Below are 18,810 nucleotides of genomic sequence, written 5' to 3'. Positions count from 1 at the left end.
CTGATGGAACCAGATTCGTTCTCTGATTGGAATCGCTGAACCAGCGTGCAATGTGTCGATGACTAGCCAAGCAGCGCGTACGTGATCCCTGCATCGTCCCCACGATGCAGGGTTGGGGGGATGCGCGGATCCGTACCCGCCTGGGCGATCAATGCCCGAAGGCGGGTTGTCGCGGTGCTGCCCGAATTGTTCCCAGGCCTTCGATCAACAGCCCAGCGCAACAGCAAGTTCCACCAGATTCCTGGCGTGAAGCGTGTTGTCCGCATTGGGAGAGACGTCCTTGTGCTGGAAAGGACCGTATTCCAGCGGCCTCTCGATGTAAGCGGTTTGCAGTCCGCATGCGCGCGCATGTGCCAAGTCATCCTGATGAGCCGCCACCATCATGACTTCGCCTGGAGCGATATCGAACACCTGAGCGACTCCCAGGTAAGTCGCCGGGTCGGGCTTGTACTTGCGAAAGACCTCTGCCGAAAGAATGCAGTCCCACGGTAGAGATGCACTCTTCGACATATTGGCCAGCAATCCGATATTGCCGTTCGACATGGTGCAGATCGTGTATCGCGACTTCAATCTGGTAAGGCCTTCCACCGCATCCGGCCACGCCTCCAATCGATGCCAGGCCTTGTTCAGGTTGCGTTTCTCCGCCTCCGTCAAGTGCAGCACCTGAAACGTTTCCAGGAGTTCATCCAGGACCATCCTGTGCAGGTCGTCAATCGAAGTCCAGCCAAGTTCGCCGGACATGACCTTCTGGATAGCCGGCATGTAGCCTGCTCTCCAGGCCAGCGTGAACTTGTTGCGGTCCACGTCGAGGTTCATCGCACCGAGCTCTTGCATGACGCTCTTGTACCAATCGACGACTGTTCCGAATACATCGAAGGCAAGCACTTTGGTGCCGGCAGCCAATTGAGGATTCATGTGTTCCATCATCTTGTTTGTTTCAAGTCCCACGCTTGCAGGAGAAGGCACAGGGCCACTCGCGCAACCATCGAACCAATCACGCGTCGTACCCGGGGTTGGTACGCTCAAGCTTGCGCAACAGGGCCGGCCACACGAAACGGCCGCCAATGCCGCCGGTCTGCGCGCGCGCATCGGCCTGCGCGGTCGCCTGGATGGACTCATCGACCATGGTCAATGGCCCGCCCGCCTGTGCCGCGATCTGAATCTGGCAGGCGCTCTCGAAGATGTACATCGCCAGGAACGCGTCCGCGATCGTCGCACCTACCGTGAGCAGGCCATGATTGCGCAGCATCAGGTAGTTGGCCTTGCCCAAGTCCGATTGCAGTCGCGGCTTCTCCGCGTCACGCAGCGCAATACCTTCATAGTCGTGGTACGCCAGCGAACCCTGGATTACCATCGACTGCTGCGAGATGGGCAGCAGCCCTGCCTGCTGCGCGCTGACGCCGACACCGGCACGCGTATGCGTGTGCAACACACACTGCACGTCCGGCCGTGCGGCATGGATGGCGCTGTGGATGACGAAGCCGGCGCGGTTCACCGTGAACGGCGACTCGGTGAGCTGGTTGCCCGATGCGTCGACGCGCAGGAGCGATGACGCCGTGATCTCGTCGAACAGCAGGCCGTAGGGGTTGATCAAAAAGTCATGGCCGTCACCCGGCAGGCGCGCACTGATGTGCGTGAACACCAGGTCGGTCCAGCCGTGCAGCGCCACCAGGCGATAGCAGGCAGCCAGGTCGCAACGCAGTTGCCATTCTTCAGCGCTGACGACTTCTTTGAGAGATGGGATATACACGATTGACTCCTTTAAATAATGGGGGGGGCTGCGCCAATTTCTGACCTACACGGTGCCCGAGGTCTGCGGCTGCGACCGCTGCGCGTGGCGTGACCGCATCAGCTTCTTGTCCAGCTTGCCCACGCTGGTCTTGGGCAGGCTGTCGGCAAACATCACCTCTTGCGGGATCGCGAACTTCGAGATCGCGCCCGCGTCCGCGAACTGCTTGACATATGCACGCACGGCGTCAGCATCTAGGGCCGCGCCAGGCTTTGGCACGATCACTGCAGCAGGACGCTCGCTCCAGCGGGGGTCGGGAATACCGATGACGGCGGCTTCCTGGATCTGCGGATGCTTGAGGAGAATGTCCTCAAGCTGCAGCGACGAGACCCATTCGCCGCCGGTCTTGATCACGTCCTTCAATCGGTCCACGATCCGGACGCAGCCATCTGCATGCATGACGGCGATGTCCCCTGTGTGCAGCCAGCCACCGCCCCACAGCGCCTGGCTCGCTTGTTCATCACCAATGTAGGACTGCGTGAGCCAAGGCGATCGCGCCACGAGTTCACCGGGCGAGCGGCCGTCCGGCGGTAGGTCGTTCATCGCTTCGTCGACGATACGCAACTGGACGAATGGGATGGCCCAGCCCGCATGGCAGCGGGCTTCAATCTCCTGGTCAGTGGGTACCTCGGACCGTGCCGATCGGGGTTGTGCCAGAGTGAGGATGGGCCCGGTTTCCGACATGCCGTAGCCGGCAAAAACATCAATCCCGATTGTCATTGCGGCTTTGGCCAGAGACTGCGCGAGCGCCGCCCCGCCGATGACGACGGTCCAGCCGTCGAGGCGCTGACCCCTCGCGGCCGCAGCGTCCAGCATCATCTGCAGGATCGTCGGCACGCAGTGAGAGAAGGTGACCTTCTCGCGCTCGAACAAGGTGAGCAAACGGTCCGCAATGTATCGCCCGGGGTACACCTGCTTGACGCCCATCATCGTGGCGACGTAGGGCAGTCCCCAGGCGTGAACGTGGAACATGGGCGTCACCGGCATGTAGACGTCGTCATGGTTGAAGCGACCCGCGCCCGGCCCAGCTAATGCGGAACGGCTGGCCAGGGTATGGAGCACGAGTTGCCGATGACTGAAGTGGACAGCCTTGGGCAACCCGGTGGTGCCGGTTGTGTAGAACGTGGTGGCACGTGTCGACTCGTCCAAATCGGGCCATTTGGTCACCGCGTTCGAGCGAGCGAGCAGCGCCTCGTACTCGGCGGCGATGGGAAGCCGGGTCGCAGGCGGTTGGGCCTCATCTGTCATCAGGACCAACTGTTTTCCTGGGACCACGCGGTCCCAGATCTCCTCGAGCATCGGCAGAAACTCCGCATTGACAAGGATGAAGTCGTCCTGCGCATGGTTGATGGTGTAAAGCAGTTGCTCGGCTGAGAGCCGGACGTTGACCGTATGCAGCACCATGCCCGCCATCGGGACCGCGAAGAAGCACTCCAGGTAGCGATGCGTGTCCCAGTCCATGACCGCGATGGTGTTGCCGGGCCCCGCACCCAACGACGCCAGGCCGGCCGCCAGGCGCCCGATGCGCCGGCTCAGTTCGGCGTAATCGAAGCGCACGGCGTCGCCGTACACAACCTCCTGTGAGGGGTTTCGGGTCAGCCCAGCTTCCAGCAGTTGCTTGATCAGCAACGAGTTCCGCCCAAAGGCGTCAGATGTGGTACCCGATTCCACGGTTGCAGATTGCATATCAACAGCCTCTATTGAGAAAATCGAGGAGCGCGGCATTCACCGCCTCGGGTTTTTCTTGTTGCACCCAATGGCCGGCATCGGCGATGAACCGGGATGAGACCAAGCGGGAACAGGCATCGCGGTGCATCGCGTCGAGCGCGCCCGGCAGCATGTGGACGCCCCAGTCCTGCTCACCGGCGATGAAGCAGCTGGGCACGTCGATGGTCAACCCGGCATAGAGCTGCAGCCCCTGCTGAAGCTCACGGCTGGTGGCGGCCCGGTACCACAACAGGCCGCCCTGGAAACCCGTGCGGCCGAATTCCTGGCTATACACGCAAAGCGCTTCATCCGACAGCCACGGGCTCGGCCGCAGCTCGCGTTGTGCAAGGCTGCGGGCGACGGTTTCGGACATCCCCACGTCGGCGTCCATCACGTAGTAGGTCGGCAGCCGGGCCAAGGATTGCGCGGTCAGGTCGGGCAAGGGCTCGGGCCGCTCGTCGGCGCCCTGCGCACTCTTCAGGTAGTAATAGCCCCGCAAGAATTCATGCAAACCCTGGCGGGCGGCGTGCATCTCGGCATTGGCGTCCGGGCCGGAGTAATAGAGTTGGTAGTGCTTGCGCGGGCGCTCGAGGGCCGACAGGCCCGCGAGGGCTTCCGCCAGTTGCCTGGAACGAAGGTCCGGAGCATCAGGTGCGCCGAGCCGGAACGGCGGCGGCCCGGTGAAAGGCGTGGCCAACATCGCCAGTGAACGGAAGACGTCGGGGCGGATCAGCGCGCACCAGGCGGCGACGTGCGCGCCGAAGTCATGGCCCACCACGGCGTGGACCGACGTCCTTCCAAGCGCCTGGACAAGACCCAGTACGTCTCGCACCAGGTTGTCCATTCGGAAAGTGCCAAGGTCCGTGTCGGCTTCGGCAATCCAGCCCGTCGTGCGGCCATAGCCGCGCTGGTCGGGCGCGACCACGTAAAATCCCGCTTGCGCCAACGCGTTCAGCTGATGCCGCCAGCTGAACGCCAGCTCGGGGAAGCCATGCAGCAACACGATCATCGGCGTCTCGGGGCGCGGGTCGCCCGCCTCCAGCCAATGAATGCGAAGGCCATTGCCGTTGTCGGAATAGCACGCGCGCACGCCGGGCTCGAGCGGCAAGGTCATCATCGATGGGTCCTGGGTCATTGTTCAGCGCGCGGAGGCATCCGGCATCTTCCCGGCCGGAAGCGATCGATGATCAGCGCGGGGGCGAATCGACCCGCTGCCGATCATCACGAAGGCGCCGGCCAGCATGACGCCGGCGATCAGGAACAGGCCGCCGGTCAGGCTGCCGGTGGATTGCTTGATCACCCCTAGCACGTACGGGCACGCAAGTCCGGCCAGGTTGCCTAAGCTGGTGATGATCGCGATGCCTGCAGCAGTCGATTGCGGGGACAGCTGGGCGGTCGCGACCGCCCAGAAGACCGGGAGCGCCGACACCGAGCCGGCAATCGCAATCGCGATCAACGCGACCGACAGCCACATGTAGGCGCCGGTCCAGCTTGTGAGCGCCAGCCCCACCCCGCCGATGGCGACCGCCACGGCGTAGTGCCAGCGACGCTCGGCTCGCTTGTCCGAGTGGCGGCCGTACAGGATCATGGCTAGGGCCGCGAATGCGTAAGGCACGGCGGAGATCAGTCCAATGATCTGCATGCTCTTTGCGCCCAAGCTCTGGATCATCGTAGGCATCCAGAAACTCAGGGTGGTGCCGCCGCAAACGGCCGCGAAGTACAGGAAAGACAGCAGGTAGACCTTGGGGTCGCGCAGTGCGGCACCCGCGGCCTCCAGCGCCGGCGTCGAGGCGTGAGGGGCAGCTTGCGTGGGCAGTTCGACGCGGATCATTCGCTTCTCGTCCTCCGACAGCCACTTGGCCTCTTCAGGCGAGTTGGACAGGCAGGCGTAGACAACGAAACCTAGAAAGGCAGAGGGCAAGCCTTCCAGCAGGAACATCCATTGCCAGCCGCGAAGCCCGTGCCATCCGTCGAGGTTCTGCAGGATCCAGCCTGACAGCGGGCCCGCAAAGAGGCCGCCTACCACCGTCGCGCTCATGAGCAAGGCGATGATGCGCGCGCGGCGCGCAGCCGGGAACCAGAAGGTCAGGTAGAGCACAATGCCCGGGAAGAAGCCAGCCTCGAACGCCCCCAGCAGGAAGCGTGCAATGTAAAACTGCGAGGGCGTAGTGACAAACATCGTCGCCGCGGAGATCAGGCCCCAGCACAGCATGATGCGCATGATCGTCAGGCGCGCGCCGATCTTCATCAGGAAGATGTTGCTGGGCACCTCAAACAACGCATACCCGACGAAGAAGATGCCCGCGCCGAGCCCGTAGATGGAATCGGTCAGGTGCAGGTCCGAGCTCATCTGCAGCTTGGCATAGCCGACGTTGATCCGATCGATATACGAGATGACGTAGGCCAGGAAGAGCAGCGGAACCAGCCGCCACGTGATCTTCCGGTACATCTTCTCCCTGCGTAGTTCATGCACATGGTCCATAGGACCTGCCAGGGCGGGCTTTGCCGTTCGGTTCATCGTGGGTCTCCAACATTCCTCTTATATTTAAGGGCCGTATCGGTCATCAGGGCCGTGCCGTGGGATGGCTAGGGCCGAGCGGGCCAGTCCGCAAGGCCCCGTCAGGTCTCGGCCATCGCGGCCGCTTTCTTGTAGATGCTGTTGACGGGATGCTTGAACAGGCGGCGCACCATTGGCTCGAACTCCGCAAGCAGCAACGTCTCGGCCATCGGGTCGAAGGCCGGGCTGTCATACAGCTCGCAGAACTCCGCCGTGCGGTCGTAGTTCGGATGCCCGGCGAACTGCTCGCGCATGTCGCGATCCATGCCAAGATGATGGAAGAAGTAGTGCCCCTGGATCGCCATCCAATCCTGGGCCGTGCTTTCTTGGAATCTGCGAAATGTTGCGCGCTCAGTCATAGGTGTCAACCAATGCGATGAAGGATTGCACATGGTAGGGATGGGCTTGCACGCGCGAATGCAATGCAGCTGACATTCCACGGGTAAGTCCTAGGGCAAGTCGCTCGCGGCGCCCTGATCAGGCCTCGCTGAGCGAGTTCAGCGTCTGCTCCGACTCGATGACGATGCGTCCGTATGACAGCGACAGTGCTCCCGTCGCGGCCAGGGCCTTGAGCTCCAGGGACAAAGTCTGGCGGGTGAGGCCCAGCATCATCGCGAGGGTCTCCTGTGTGATGGGAATCACCCGCCTGGAACGGGGCAACGCCGGAGCGTCGCCACGCGCCAGCCTGAGCAGTCGCCTCACGACACGAGCACGTGTGCTACGCAGCGCCGCATCCTCGAAGAAACTGAACATGGTTCGGGTGCGCGCCGTCTGCAGGACCGCGATCGCCCGTGCGAACCGGACATTCAGCATCAATTGCTCGAACAGTGGCGGCGCGATGTGCAGCACTTCGGCATTGCGCACGGCATGGATGTCGTGCGTGCGGGGCAATCCGTCGAGCGACGACGCCTCGCCGCACCAATCCCCCGGCTCGAGCAAGCCGAAAATCATTTGCCGCCCGTCTTCAAGGACCGAGGAGGCAGCGAGAGCGCCGCTCACAACGCCGAAGAATCCGTTCGCCGGATCCCCCTTGCGCACGACGAACTCACCGCTTCTGACACGAAACGGGCGCCCTTGCGTTAGCAATACCTCTTGCGATGCCGGTTCAAGCGACTCGAACCACGGGTCGCCAAAGATGTCCAGGAGTTCTTTGTATGGCGTCGACATTTGAGGATGCTCTGTTACCGGGGGGGCGAGCCGCCCGGCCTGCGCATCGCCTCCTCCAGTACGGCGAGGGCATGGCTTCCATTCATATCAAGCTGGAGGCAGGGCACGTCTGGTCGCTTAGTTGACACTGCACGATGAAGGATCGCATCAGCCCTTGGGCGTGGGATGGCGGCATGCGGTTTCTGCCCCACGGCTGGTCATACATGCAGTGGAGCAGAGTCCGAAATGAACCAACGGGTGATCGCGCCTACCTGACCCGGACGACGACCTTTCCCTTGGCTCGGCCTTTCTCGACATAGGCCATGGCCTCGTTGGTCGAATCAAATGAAAAAACCCGATCCAATACCGGCCGTATTGCGCCGCCATCAATCAGTGAAGTGATCTCGCTCAACTGGTGCCCGCTGGCCTTCATGAAAAGGAATGAATATTTCAGGTCACGACCTATCGCCCGCTTCCGGACTCCGTAACTCAGGAGACGAACAGCCGATCTCACGAACCACGGCGCTCCGATTCCACGTGCGAAAGTGGGATCAGGAGGTCCGGAGATCGAGATGAGTGTTCCGCCGGGCTTAAGGACGCGCAGGGATTTCTCCAGCGCCGTTGCGTCTTGGCTGTGGAGGACAACATCGTAGCCCTGCAGTACTTTCTCGAAATCGTCGCTCTTGTAATCGATGACGACGTCTGCCCCGAGACCTCTTACCAGGTCGGTGTTGGCGCTGCTCGTGGTGGTGGCTACAGTGGCGCCAACATGCTTGGCCAACTGGATCGCAAATGTGCCTACGCCACCGGAACCCGCCTGGATGAATACCTTCTGTCCTTTCTTCAGATTGGCCTTCTCGATCAACGCTTGCCATGCCGTCAGCCCCACCAGGGGGATCGATGCGGCTTCTTCCATGCTCAGTGCTTTGGGCTTGATCGCCAAAGACGCTTCCTTGACCGCGATGTACTCGGCGAAGGTGCCGATGCGGAAATCATCAGGCCGGGCATAGACCTCGTCGCCCGGCTTGAACTGCCGGACGCGAGAACCGACCTCGACTACGACGCCGGCGACGTCGTGGCCCAGGACAAGGGGCAGGTGATAGGGAAGGATCAGCTTGAACTCGCCGTCCCTGATCTTGGAATCCAGCAAATTCACACCTGCCGCATGGACCTGGACCATGACCTCATCCTCACCCAGCATCGGGCTCGGTACCTCCGCGCGACGCAACACGCGCTGTTTCCCGTACCGATCGAGAAGAAATGCATTCATGGTCGCTCTCATTCCTGACGCCCCCAGGTCTGCGAGCGGCCCAGCATTGGCACGCCAATGTAGCCGCGCACGCTGAGCGTCTTGCCATCGTCGGCCAGGCGGACCTTGCTGCGATAGACCTTGCCGTTGTCGGGATCAAGTATCTGACCGCCGACATACTCTTCGCCCTCCTTCTTCAGGCCACTCAGGATGACCAGGCCGATGACCGGCGCATTCTTGTTTGCGCCCTCGCATTTCTCGCACTTCGGATTCGGGTCCTCGCTCGGGGCGGGAAACACCTTTTCTATCTTGCCCTGAAGCGTTCCATTCGATTCAGTGATGCGGATCAGCGCGCGCGGCTTGCCGCTGGCGTCGTCAACATTCTTCCACAGGCCGGCGGGCGACGCGTCGCCGGCCCGCACCGGCGCCGCCGCGAGCGCCGCGGCGAGAATCAGAGCGACGCCGGCCGCTTGTTTCAAACGGAGCGTTGCCATGGCCTCAACGGTTAACGTTGCCTGGCCAGCGCGTGGCCGCCTGGCGATGCGTGATGACATGGGCATTCCTTTCTCACAGATTGGTTGACTGGGTGTTCGTCCCTAGCTACGTCGAGAGACAGCAGCTCGAACGATCGCTGACTGGTTGTGTCGGCGCGTCTACTGGTCCCATACACCTTGTAGCCCGCCTTCGCGAGCCGCTCCGCGGTGGCTTGGCCGATGCCTGAGGAGGCCCCTGTAACGAGGGCAATCTTGCCCCGCATGTTCATGAAGTTTCTCCGTCAGAGCGTGGAGTTCGGGATCGTCCGGGATGCGCGTTGAGGGTGATTCGACGCGGCACGCCAATACGAGCGCCATCGTTATTTCGCATGATGAATATCATATGAATTGGCGAGCGAGATGGTTGCATTGGCGAGAGTTCAGATTTTTGATGCCGGGGCGAGCAGGCGTTTCAGCGCGGCTTCGAGCAGGCGATCGGACAGCGCTGGCTCGTCGACTGCACGAGCCAGCACCAAGGCACCGACCATGGTAGCGACGGTCACGAGTGCTTGTTCGTGCGCATCGGGTTGTCCCCAATCGGGAGATTGTCGGGCGACTAGGTCCGTCATCGCCTTGATGTGGCGAGTCGTCGCACGGCGCACTTCGGGCGCCTGCCGCGGCGTTTCCGAGCCTAGCGCGGCCAAGGGACATCCCATCTCGACAAGTTCGAGGTGTTCCTTGGACAGATAGGCTCGACACATGGATTCCAAGGCCGTCTTGGGGGTCGCATTCGCAACAACGTCTTGCGCGACGGCCGCGGACTCTGCACACGCTCGATCCGCAGCTTCTGCCAGCATGGCTTCGCGCGAGGGAAAATGAGCATAAAACGCCCCATGCGTCAGCCCGGCGTCCTTCATGATGTCGGCGACGCCAGCGCCGTCATAGCCACTGCGTCGGATCGCCCTGGCAGCCGCGGCCACAATGCGTTCGTGCGACGCTTCCTTGGCAGCGCTTCTAGCGTTGATTTTCATATTTCGCATGATGCGAATCATATCAAATTTGCGCGATGCGTGTGCCGCGGTTTTCCCGCAGACGACAACTGCCTAGCCAGCGTTCCCTCAACCGGCCTTCCTGGTTCGCTTGCCATCGGGTTCAGCGCTCGGCGAACCTCCCCATCCGGCTGTTGCATTGGCGGCCGAAGTCTCGGCACGCTTGCGATCCGCCCCAAGCCCGACGACGACGTTGACGCACATCGGCACCAGGATTTCAGCAGAGGGATCGTCGATGGCCGCGAAGTGACCGCCGAGTTCGAGCATGATGAATCCGTGCAAGGCGCTCCATAGCTGGGCCGCAATCCGATCGGGATCGATCTTGCGCACGATGCCGCCTTCCACCAGGCGGGTGCACTCCCAATGCAGATACGCGTAGGACGCGGTAAACGATGCCGAGCGCCCTCTCGACTCCGACTCCGGCGTGCCTCGCGAGGGGCTATACCTGCCGTGGATCGAAAGACCGAACATCAGGTCGTACAGATGCGGGTTGCTTCTCGCGAAGTCACGGCACGCGAGAGCCATCGCACATAGATCGACCATGGGATCGTCTGTGTTTGCAACCTGCTTGAAGATCGCAGCCTGCCGTTCAAATCCTTCATCCGCAACGGCCTGAAGCAATTCAGGCACGCCGCCAAAGTACGTGTAGACCCCCATTGTTGACAGTCCTGCCTCACTTGAAACCGAACGGGCCTTGACTTCGGAAGGGCCATTCGTCGTGAGCAGACGAATCGCTGCCTCGACGAGGCGGGTGCGCGCATCAGGGAAAGTCCTATCAGTGGTCATATTGCAAGCCCTTAATAACAACGTTATGCTACCACAAATAACACTGTTATTTAGTGACCTGCGCCCGTGTGAGTGGCGTTGCAAACACAGTCGGACCTGACGAGTTGCTCAGTGCACGCGCGCTCCACGCCTACACAGAAAGCAGAAAGGAACCAGAGATGAAAAAGACACCGGCGATGCCCGGCCACCTCGATGTAGAAACCCGCGGCGCCGTTCTGATCGCGCGTTTGGAGGGTGGACCGCAGGGGCTGATGGGGCTCAACATGGCCAGAGATCTGGCGGCGTTGGTGGACAAGGTGGAGTCCGATGCGGCGGTCAGGGCGGTGGTACTCACCGGCACGCATCCCGGGCGCTTCATTGGACATGCGGATGTGCGTTGGTTGCAGGAGGGCGGCAAGAGCATTCCGAAGGTAGGGCGTGGGGCCGCTTCGGCTATCGCCCGGGTGGCAAAGACGGTCCGCGGCATGCCCCCATTGGCAGCGGCGGCATCGGTCACGCCGCTGGAGGGCGGGATGGAACTGGACCAGTTGCACGACACGTTCTTGCGCATGAACCGCTGCGGCGTGCTCTTCATCGCGGCGCTGAACGGATCCGCACTGGGCTTGGGCAGCGAACTCGCACAAGCCTGCGATATGCGCCTGATGGCGGACGGAGACTTTTTCATCGGTCAGCCTGAAGTACTCCTTGGCATTCTTCCCGGCGGGGGCGGCACACAGAGGCTCACACGCCTTGTCGGCTCCCATCGCGCGCTCATGATGATGCTTGAGGGGCGGCCGGTGCCGCCCGCGAAGGCGCTAGAAATCGGCCTGATCGACGAGGTTGTGCCTGCCGACGCCTTGCTGGAGCGCGCTCTTGAACTGGCCGGATACCTCGGTTCGCGCCCCCGCGACTCCATCGCTGCCATCAAGCGCGCGGTCTACCTTGGCGGGTCAATGACGCTCGACGAGGGCCTTCATCTGGAGCGGACCGAGTTCATCACGATTGCACCGTCCGCCACGGCGCAATCACTGATGGTCGGCTACCTCGATCGCACGGCACACGACGGCGACCTGCCACTGTACGCCCCCGCGATCTACGACGAGGCGCTTGCCAACGGTCGATTCCCTCTACAACGCAGCGAAATACAGCAATGAGCGCCCTGCCCCAATCCTGCGCCGCCACTACTGGCGCGTTCACCCGTCAGGACGTCAGCTTCGACTCTGGCGAGTCCTACTGCTCGGCCTGGCTCTACCTGCCCGCCGGTGTCGAGCGCCCACCGGTCGTTGTCCTTGGCCATGGCCTGGGCGCGATCCGCGAGATGCGCCTCGACGCCTTCTCGGAGCGTTTCGCCGCAGCAGGCATCGCAACCCTCGCCTTCACCTACCGCTACTTCGGCGACAGCGGCGGTCAGCCTCGGCAATTGATGTCTGTGAAACGGCAGCTAGCGGACTGGGAGGCGGCGCTGGCTTTCGTCAAGCGCCGCACCGATGTCGACGGCCGCCGCCTCGCGGTCTGGGGTAGCTCGTTCGGAGGAGGCCATGCGATCACTGTGGCCAGCCGCCACCCCGAACTGCTTGCCGCCATCAGCCAGTGCCCATTCACGGACGGCCTGGCCTCTGCTACAGCCTTGGGCTTGAAGGGCACGCTAAAGGTTACCCCAGTGATCCTGCGTGATTTCATGGCCAAACTCATGGGGCGCGCGCCGGTGATGGTGCCCATCGCCGCGATACCTGGCCAACCGGCGCTGATGAACGCCCATGACGCGTTGCCGGGCTACATGGCTTTGATGCCGACGGGGATGAAGTTCGTCAACCACGTCGCGGCGCGTGTGCTTCCCGAGATTGTCACCTACCGGCCAGGGCATTGTGCCGCCCGCGTGACCGTGCCGATCCTCTTCTGCGTCAGCAACACCGATACGGTGACACCGCCCGGCAGGACCCTCGCCCTCGCGCGCCGAGCGCCGCGGGGTGAGATCAAGCGCTACGACGCCGGCCACTTCGACTTCTACATGGGCGCCGCCTTCGAGCAGTTGGTGGCCGACCAGACACGCTTCCTGACCAGGCACCTGCTCGGGGACCGCTGAACGGATTCGAGCGTCCATTCCCACCAACTCCCTAGCTAGAGTGAACAAAGATGCGACTTTCCTTACTTCCAGACTCTCGTGCGGCCTCGGCGCCGGATGCACCGTGCGTTGCCGATGCGCGCACCTCCTTGTCCAACCGCGACTTTCAAGCGCGCGTCCTCGCAGCGGCGAGCGTGCTCGCCGACCGGGGGATCGGCGCCGGGGATGTCGTCGCCCTCATGCTGCCCAACCAGGTCGAGTTCGTTGTGGCAATGTTCGCCGCCTGGCGTCTCGGGGCCGCGGTGACGCCCATCAACCCCGGCCTGACCATCAACGAGGCAACCCATCAGATTGTCGATTCGCAGGCGAAACTGCTCCTTAACGAAAGCGGCCAGCCGTTGTTCGCGGACCTGTCCACCATCCCTGCCGAGTCATTGCAGGATGGGCCGCTCCACGTGGGCGAGCCTCTCGACGACCCGGCCGCGTTGGCGCTGTTGATCTACACCAGCGGCACCACGGGGCTGCCCAAGGGCGTGATGCTGGATCATGCGAACATCGAGGCGATGACCAGCATGGGGCGAGAGGCGCTCCAAGTCACGGCTGCCGACCACTGCCTGCTGGTGCTGCCGCTGTTCCACGTCAACGGCATCGTGGTCAGCATCCTGGTACCGTTGTCGGCCGGCGGACGGGTCACGCTCCGGCGCCGCTTCGACATCGAGGCGTTCTTCAATGACGTCGAGCAACTGCGCCCAACTTACTTCTCCGCGGTGCCAACGATCTACGCCATGCTCAATGCGCTGCCGGCCACGGTGCGTCCCGACACGGCAAGCCTGCGTTTTGGCGTCTGCGGTGCGGCGCCCGCCTCGGCGGACCTGCTCAAGAACTTCGAAGCACGCTATGGCTTTGCGCTGGTCGAGGGCTACGGGCTGTCGGAAGGCACTTGCGCCTCGACGCTGAACCCCATTGCCGGTCTGCGCAAGCCCGGTACCGTTGGCCTGCCCTTCCCGGGCCAGCGCATCGCGATCGCAGACGCGCGGGGCGTTCACCTGCCACCCGGCGCCACCGGCGAGGTGCTGGTGCAAGGTCCAAACGTCATGCGCGGCTATCTGGGCAAGCCCGTGGAGACGGCGAAAACCGTGGTCGACGGCTGGTTGCACACGGGGGACATTGGCCGCATCGACGCGGACGGCTATCTGTCTATCGTGGGGCGAATCAAGGAGATGATCATCCGCGGAGGCGAGAACATCTATCCAAAGGAGATCGAGGATGTGCTCCACGATTTCCCCGGCGTGCTCGAGGCTGCGGTGATCGGCGCACCACACGAGACGCTAGGCGAAATCGTCATCGCCTGCGTCGCGTTCCGACCGGGCGCCAGGGGCACCTCGAACGCGTTGAACGAACACTGTGCCGACCGCCTGACGCGCTACAAGCGCCCCGCGATGATCCACGTCGTCGACACGCTGCCGAAGAATGCCATGGGCAAGATCGACAAGCCGAAACTACGCGAGCTGACCAAGGGGCTACGCGGATGAGCGAGAATGGCATGCTGCACGAAAGCCGGCCGGCGATTTTCGTGACTGGCGCAGCCTCCGGAATCGGACGCGCCTGCGCTGAACTCTTCGCGCAACGCGGCTGGTTCGTCGGACTCTACGACGTCGACGTGGAAGGCGCCGAAGCGGTCGCAGCCACTTTGGGCAAGGGCAACGCCGTCGCTGGCGCGCTTGACGTGAGCGACGCCGACGCGTGGCACCGAGCGCTGGCCGAGTTCTGGGTGCGCAGCGGCGAACGGCTTGACGTGCTCCTCAACAACGCCGGCATCCTCGCCACGGGGCCGTTCGAGACCGTGGCCCTGGCGCGGCATGAAGCGATGCTGGCCGTGAACGTGCAGGGGATGATCAACGGTTGCCACTGCGCGTTTCGCTACCTGCAACGCTCCCCAGGTGCCCGCGTGATCAACATGGCATCGGCCACGGCCATCTACGGCCAGCCCGAACTGGTGACTTATTCGGCGACGAAGTTTGCCGTGCGCGGTTTCACCGAGGGGCTCGATCTCGAGTGGAGCAAGTTCGGCATCGGCGTCTGCGACATCTGGCCGAGTTTTGTCAAGACCGATATGGCGGAGAACTTTGCGCAGCTCGCCAGTGCGAGGTCGCTGGGCATTCGTCTGAAGCCGGCCGACGTTGCGGCCGCCGTGTGGGCCTGCGCGGTGACCAGGCCACGGCTTCACAAGACCCATTGGACCGTCGGCTTGCAGGCCGGCTTCCTGGCCGCCCTTACGCGAATCGCACCGCCTGCGTTCAGCCGGCAGGCGGTTCGGTACTTCGCGCGATAGCCGTCCGGCAAGCACAGGAAGAACGCGCGTTCAAAACCGTCAATGCGATCGATGCTCCGCATTGAACGCCAGCTTGCCAGACAACAAGAACAACGCCATTTCGAATGTCTTTCCCTTTCGTCAAGAAGAAGGGCCGATGTTGAAAACCGGCGTTCTCCGTGATGGCAAGAAAATATAAAAAACTCAAGCAGGAGACAAAATGCAAGGAAGGATCATTGTCCGGAATATTTTCGCGGCGATTCCAATCGCATTCGCGCTATGCAATGCGGCCCACGCCGATGAGCCCGACAACACCATCAAAATCGGCTATGCCTATGTCAACTTGAATCTCAAGTCTGGCGATCTGACTGGTCCCCCGGGCACTACGCCGCCCGGTCTCAGGATGGGGGTCAAGGATCTGGACATCCTTGCGATCAGCGTTGAGCGGCGGCTTTCCCGCAACTGGGCAGTGCAGCTCCAGGCGGGAGTTCCCCCAACCTTGACTGCTGTCGGCGCGGGCACTGGTCAATCCGTAGGAACGGTTGCGACGGCGCGCATCTGGTTTCCAACCGTCCTGGCGCTCTACACGTTTACCGACGTACCTGTTATCCGGCCGTATCTTGGCGCCGGGGTCACCTACACATTCTTTACCGATGAGAAATCGAGCAGCACCTATACAGCGGCAGTACAAGGCACCAGTAGCTCCATTCACTTGCAGAACTCCTGGAGTCCTTATGCACGAATCGGCTTTGAGTATCCGATTGACAAGCACTGGGCCATCAATATGGAGTACTCCAGATTTCGCATGAAAACTGTGGCAACTGTTGTCACACAAACGCCAGGTATTGGCGCCATCTCCCGTCGGATCGACATCAAGGGGTATCCGCAGATATTCGGCTTGACCCTTGGATATAAGTTCTGACAGCTTCCTCTTCCTCCTTGAGTCAGGGCACAGAACATGTCAGTGCATGTCAGTGCATGTCATGCGTCCCTGAACGTCATCAGGATGGCAACGACTGTAGTACCGAACACGATTGCTATGCGCAAAACTCCCTTCGACTTTGATTGGCTCATCATTGGTTCAGGCTTCGGCGGGAGTGTTTCTGCTCTGCGACTTGCCGAAAAAGGCTATCGGGTCGGTGTCTTCGAACGCGGCAGGCGCTATCGAGACAAGGACCTCCCGGAATCCGCATGGCAGTTCAGAAAGTACTTGTGGGCACCCCGTCTTGGTTTGAAGGGGATCATGCGCATGTCGCTATTCCGGCATGTCTTCTTCCCGAGTCAGTCCGGCGTTGGCGGTGGCAGCACAGTCTATGGCGGCGTACTGTACCGTGCCAAGCAAGAGTTCTTCGAGAACGCGCAGTGGCGCGAGCTTGGTCGCTGGGAGGAGCTGCTACAGCCGCACTACGCCACCGCCGAACGCATGCTCGGCGTAAAGACCGTGCCCTTCGATTCGCCAAACCAGCAATTGGCTCGAAGAATGGCACAACATTTCGGGACCGAACACACGTTCACCCGGGCGCCAACCGGCGTCTTCTTTGGTGAGCCCGGCAAGACTGTCAAGGATCCTTACTTTGGCGGCGAAGGACCCGACCGTACAGGATGCACGCGCTGCGGTGCATGCATGGTGGGCTGCCGAGTGGGTGCCGTGAACTCGCTGTTGAAAAACTATCTCTGGTTCGCGGAGAAGCGAGGCGTGCAGATTTTGGCAGAGCGTGAGGTCGTTGATGTGCGCCCGCTGGGCGCGGCGGATGGCAGCGAAGGCTACCGAGTGACTACCCAACGCCCCGGCAGCCTCTGGTTCGGTAGCGATCGCCAGATTCACACCGCACGCGGCGTCGTGTTCGCAGGTGGTTCACTTGGCACCAATGATTTGCTAGCCAACTGCAAGCATGGTGGGTCACTGCCCCTGATCAGCGACCGTCTTGGTCAACTGGTGCGCACCAACAGCGAATCGGTTCTGAACGTTCGCCTGCCCGAGGATCGCAGAACCTGGAACGATGTCACCGCCAGCAGCAGTGTTCACGTCGATCATGATACGCACATCGAATTTCTTACTTACGGCCGCAACGCCGATTTCTTGAGTCTGCTTTGCACGCTGCTGGTCGGCAACGGCAATCGCTTGACGCGACCCCTTAAGTGGCTGGGTAACGTCGTACTGCATCCGCTGCAATGGTGCAGGTCAATGTGGCCAGTCGGCTGGAGCCGCCGCATGGTGATGCTGCTGGTGATGCAGACTCTGGACAACGCCATCAAGCTGCGGGCAAGGAAGCGGTGGTTCGGCCGAGGCTACCGGCTGGTGACAGAGCAAAATCGTGACAAGCCCAACCCCACGTACATCGAAGTGGGCAATCAAGCCGCTCAATGGTTGGCGAAGCATACCGGCGGTATCGCTCAAAGCAACGTGCTGGAGGCGCTGGGCAACATTCCGACCACCGCTCACGTTCTGGGTGGAGCCGTCATCGGCGCCGATGACGCGAGCGGCGTGATCGATCGTCATCTGCATATTTTTGGCTACCGGAACCTGCTGGTGTGCGATGGTGCCGCGATGCCGGCAAATCCTGGCGTGAATCCGGCGCTGACGATCACTGCGCTAGCCGAGTACGCCATGGCGCAGATTCCCCCAGCCGTTCCGGCACCTGTCCCGGAATCGCCAATAGCACGCTGAAGATATCCCCCCTTCCCCCTACCCAAGGTGCAGACCGCAGAGCGGAACGCACCATTGGTTCGCCTCAGCGGGCCAACTAGACTTTCCACACCGTCGCGCGATTGCACGGCGTTCCAGAAAACTATTCGGAGACAGGCTTTTGGCAGGCCCCGTGCGTCACAGCCGCGCGGGCCGGCCGCGCGTACTCGCGCATGCAGGCGACCACGTGCGACGCCCAGACCTCAATGGAAGTCCAGCCACAATCTAGAAGCACAGGTATGACTAGTCCAATTTCCATCTTTGACCTGCGAGGCAAGGCCGCCTTCATATCCGGTGCATCAAGCGGTATTGGTCAACACACTGCCCGTATGCTGGCAAAAGCGGGCGCAGCCGTTGCCCTGGCGGCTCGCCGAACGGATCGTCTCGACGCGGTTGTAGCCGAACTACGGTCTGAGCGACACAAGGCCTGTGCAGTAAGACTCGACGTCACCGACCCGTCGACCATTGAGCCGGCATGGCGCGAAGCCGAACATCAACTCGGCCAGCCGATCGACATCCTGTTCAACAACGCCGGTGTCATCTACATCGAGCGCTTTACCTCCCAGTCATACGAAGCGGTATCCCGCATCTTCGACACCAACCTGAAAGGCGCCTTCATGGTCGCGCAGGAGGCCGCACGCCATATGTCGACGCACGGCCAGGGCAGCATCATCAATATCGCCTCGTCGTCGGGGTTGCGCGCCGGTGGCCAGATGTCGAGTTACGGCGCATCCAAGGCCGCACTCATACACCTGACGCAAATCATGGCCCTTGAACTCGCCAGGAAGGGGGTGCGCGTCAACGCCCTGGCACCGGGCAACATTCAGACAGACATGCAGGCGGAATTCACCGAGCGCGGCATCGAGGACGGCATCATGAAGCGAATCCCGATGCGCCGCTTTGGCGAGCCCTCCGATCTCGACGGCGCGACGTTGCTTCTCGCCTCCGATGCCGGCCGTTACATGACCGGTGCGGTCATTCCTGTCGACGGCGGACAAGTCCTTAGCTGGATGTAA

General features: G+C 62.0%; 17 protein-coding genes and 2 pseudogenes. 7 read left to right on the top strand and 12 right to left on the bottom strand.

The features are described from left to right. Positions 1-204 precede the first annotated feature (204 nt). From RR42_RS25580 to RR42_RS25530, 12 genes and pseudogenes are all read right to left on the bottom strand, one after another. On the bottom strand, positions 205-915 hold the full coding sequence (locus RR42_RS25580) for a haloacid dehalogenase type II (RefSeq protein WP_043357915.1): 711 nt from the start codon (positions 913-915) through the stop codon (positions 205-207). Between the two features lie 79 nt (positions 916-994). After that, entirely contained in the window at positions 995-1,753 is a 759-nt protein-coding gene (locus tag RR42_RS25575) for a class II aldolase/adducin family protein (protein ID WP_201777400.1), read from the bottom strand. A gap of 42 nt (positions 1,754-1,795) precedes the next feature. Continuing rightward, entirely contained in the window at positions 1,796-3,475 is a 1,680-nt protein-coding gene (locus RR42_RS25570; protein WP_043354101.1) for a fatty acid--CoA ligase, read from the bottom strand. Position 3,476: 1 nt separating this feature from the next. After that, positions 3,477-4,613, bottom strand: coding sequence for an alpha/beta fold hydrolase (locus tag RR42_RS25565; RefSeq protein ID WP_082055293.1), 1,137 nt, complete (start codon positions 4,611-4,613; stop codon positions 3,477-3,479). Between the two features lie 21 nt (positions 4,614-4,634). After that, positions 4,635-6,014: an MFS transporter gene (locus RR42_RS25560; RefSeq protein ID WP_063778461.1), complete on the bottom strand. Its 1,380-nt coding sequence runs from the start codon at positions 6,012-6,014 to the stop codon at positions 4,635-4,637. Between the two features lie 101 nt (positions 6,015-6,115). Further along, positions 6,116-6,376: pseudogene (locus tag RR42_RS25555) on the bottom strand (HD family phosphohydrolase); the annotation flags it as partial. Between the two features lie 154 nt (positions 6,377-6,530). Further along, the gene (locus tag RR42_RS25550) at positions 6,531-7,220 is read right to left on the bottom strand and encodes a Crp/Fnr family transcriptional regulator (RefSeq protein ID WP_043354095.1); all 690 of its coding nucleotides are present in this window, start codon (positions 7,218-7,220) and stop codon (positions 6,531-6,533) included. A gap of 247 nt (positions 7,221-7,467) precedes the next feature. Then, positions 7,468-8,469, bottom strand: a complete 1,002-nt coding sequence (locus RR42_RS25545) for an NADP-dependent oxidoreductase (protein WP_043354093.1) — start codon at positions 8,467-8,469, stop codon at positions 7,468-7,470. 8 nt (positions 8,470-8,477) lie between these two features. Then, positions 8,478-8,942 (bottom strand): DUF2147 domain-containing protein, encoded by a 465-nt coding sequence (locus tag RR42_RS25540; protein ID WP_043354092.1) that lies wholly within the window; start codon positions 8,940-8,942, stop codon positions 8,478-8,480. A gap of 95 nt (positions 8,943-9,037) precedes the next feature. Further along, a pseudogene (locus RR42_RS38855) lies at positions 9,038-9,211 on the bottom strand (SDR family NAD(P)-dependent oxidoreductase); the annotation flags it as partial. A 150-nt stretch (positions 9,212-9,361) separates the two neighbouring features. Beyond that, complete coding sequence (locus RR42_RS25535; protein WP_043354091.1) at positions 9,362-9,973, bottom strand: TetR/AcrR family transcriptional regulator; 612 nt, start codon at positions 9,971-9,973, stop codon at positions 9,362-9,364. A 66-nt stretch (positions 9,974-10,039) separates the two neighbouring features. Continuing rightward, positions 10,040-10,756, bottom strand: coding sequence for a TetR/AcrR family transcriptional regulator (locus tag RR42_RS25530; protein ID WP_082055103.1), 717 nt, complete (start codon positions 10,754-10,756; stop codon positions 10,040-10,042). 158 nt (positions 10,757-10,914) lie between these two features. Here RR42_RS25530 and RR42_RS25525 point away from each other — a divergent pair, with 158 nt between their 5' ends. The 7 genes from RR42_RS25525 to RR42_RS25495 all read left to right on the top strand — a co-directional run bounded on the left by RR42_RS25525 (position 10,915) and on the right by RR42_RS25495 (position 18,810). Then, the gene (locus RR42_RS25525; protein WP_043354089.1) at positions 10,915-11,889 is read left to right on the top strand and encodes an enoyl-CoA hydratase/isomerase family protein; all 975 of its coding nucleotides are present in this window, start codon (positions 10,915-10,917) and stop codon (positions 11,887-11,889) included. Then, positions 11,886-12,818, top strand: coding sequence for an alpha/beta hydrolase (locus tag RR42_RS25520; protein ID WP_043354086.1), 933 nt, complete (start codon positions 11,886-11,888; stop codon positions 12,816-12,818). The genes RR42_RS25525 and RR42_RS25520 overlap by 4 nt, the downstream gene beginning before the upstream one ends. 50 nt (positions 12,819-12,868) lie before the next feature. After that, complete coding sequence (locus RR42_RS25515) at positions 12,869-14,329, top strand: class I adenylate-forming enzyme family protein (protein WP_043354085.1); 1,461 nt, start codon at positions 12,869-12,871, stop codon at positions 14,327-14,329. 11 nt (positions 14,330-14,340) lie between these two features. Beyond that, the gene (locus RR42_RS25510) at positions 14,341-15,129 is read left to right on the top strand and encodes an SDR family oxidoreductase (protein WP_043357909.1); all 789 of its coding nucleotides are present in this window, start codon (positions 14,341-14,343) and stop codon (positions 15,127-15,129) included. Positions 15,130-15,328: 199 nt separating this feature from the next. Next, complete coding sequence (locus RR42_RS25505) at positions 15,329-16,030, top strand: OmpW/AlkL family protein (RefSeq protein ID WP_043354083.1); 702 nt, start codon at positions 15,329-15,331, stop codon at positions 16,028-16,030. A 36-nt stretch (positions 16,031-16,066) separates the two neighbouring features. After that, entirely contained in the window at positions 16,067-17,776 is a 1,710-nt protein-coding gene (locus RR42_RS25500; RefSeq protein WP_236702192.1) for a GMC oxidoreductase, read from the top strand. A gap of 257 nt (positions 17,777-18,033) precedes the next feature. Further along, on the top strand, positions 18,034-18,810 hold the full coding sequence (locus RR42_RS25495; RefSeq protein ID WP_043354079.1) for an SDR family NAD(P)-dependent oxidoreductase: 777 nt from the start codon (positions 18,034-18,036) through the stop codon (positions 18,808-18,810).

The organism is Cupriavidus basilensis, from assembly GCF_000832305.1.
In the GTDB taxonomy this organism is placed as follows: domain Bacteria; phylum Pseudomonadota; class Gammaproteobacteria; order Burkholderiales; family Burkholderiaceae; genus Cupriavidus; species Cupriavidus basilensis_F.
The sequence above is the reverse complement of the archived record's forward strand: the minus strand, read 5'-3'. Positions and strand labels throughout refer to the sequence as shown.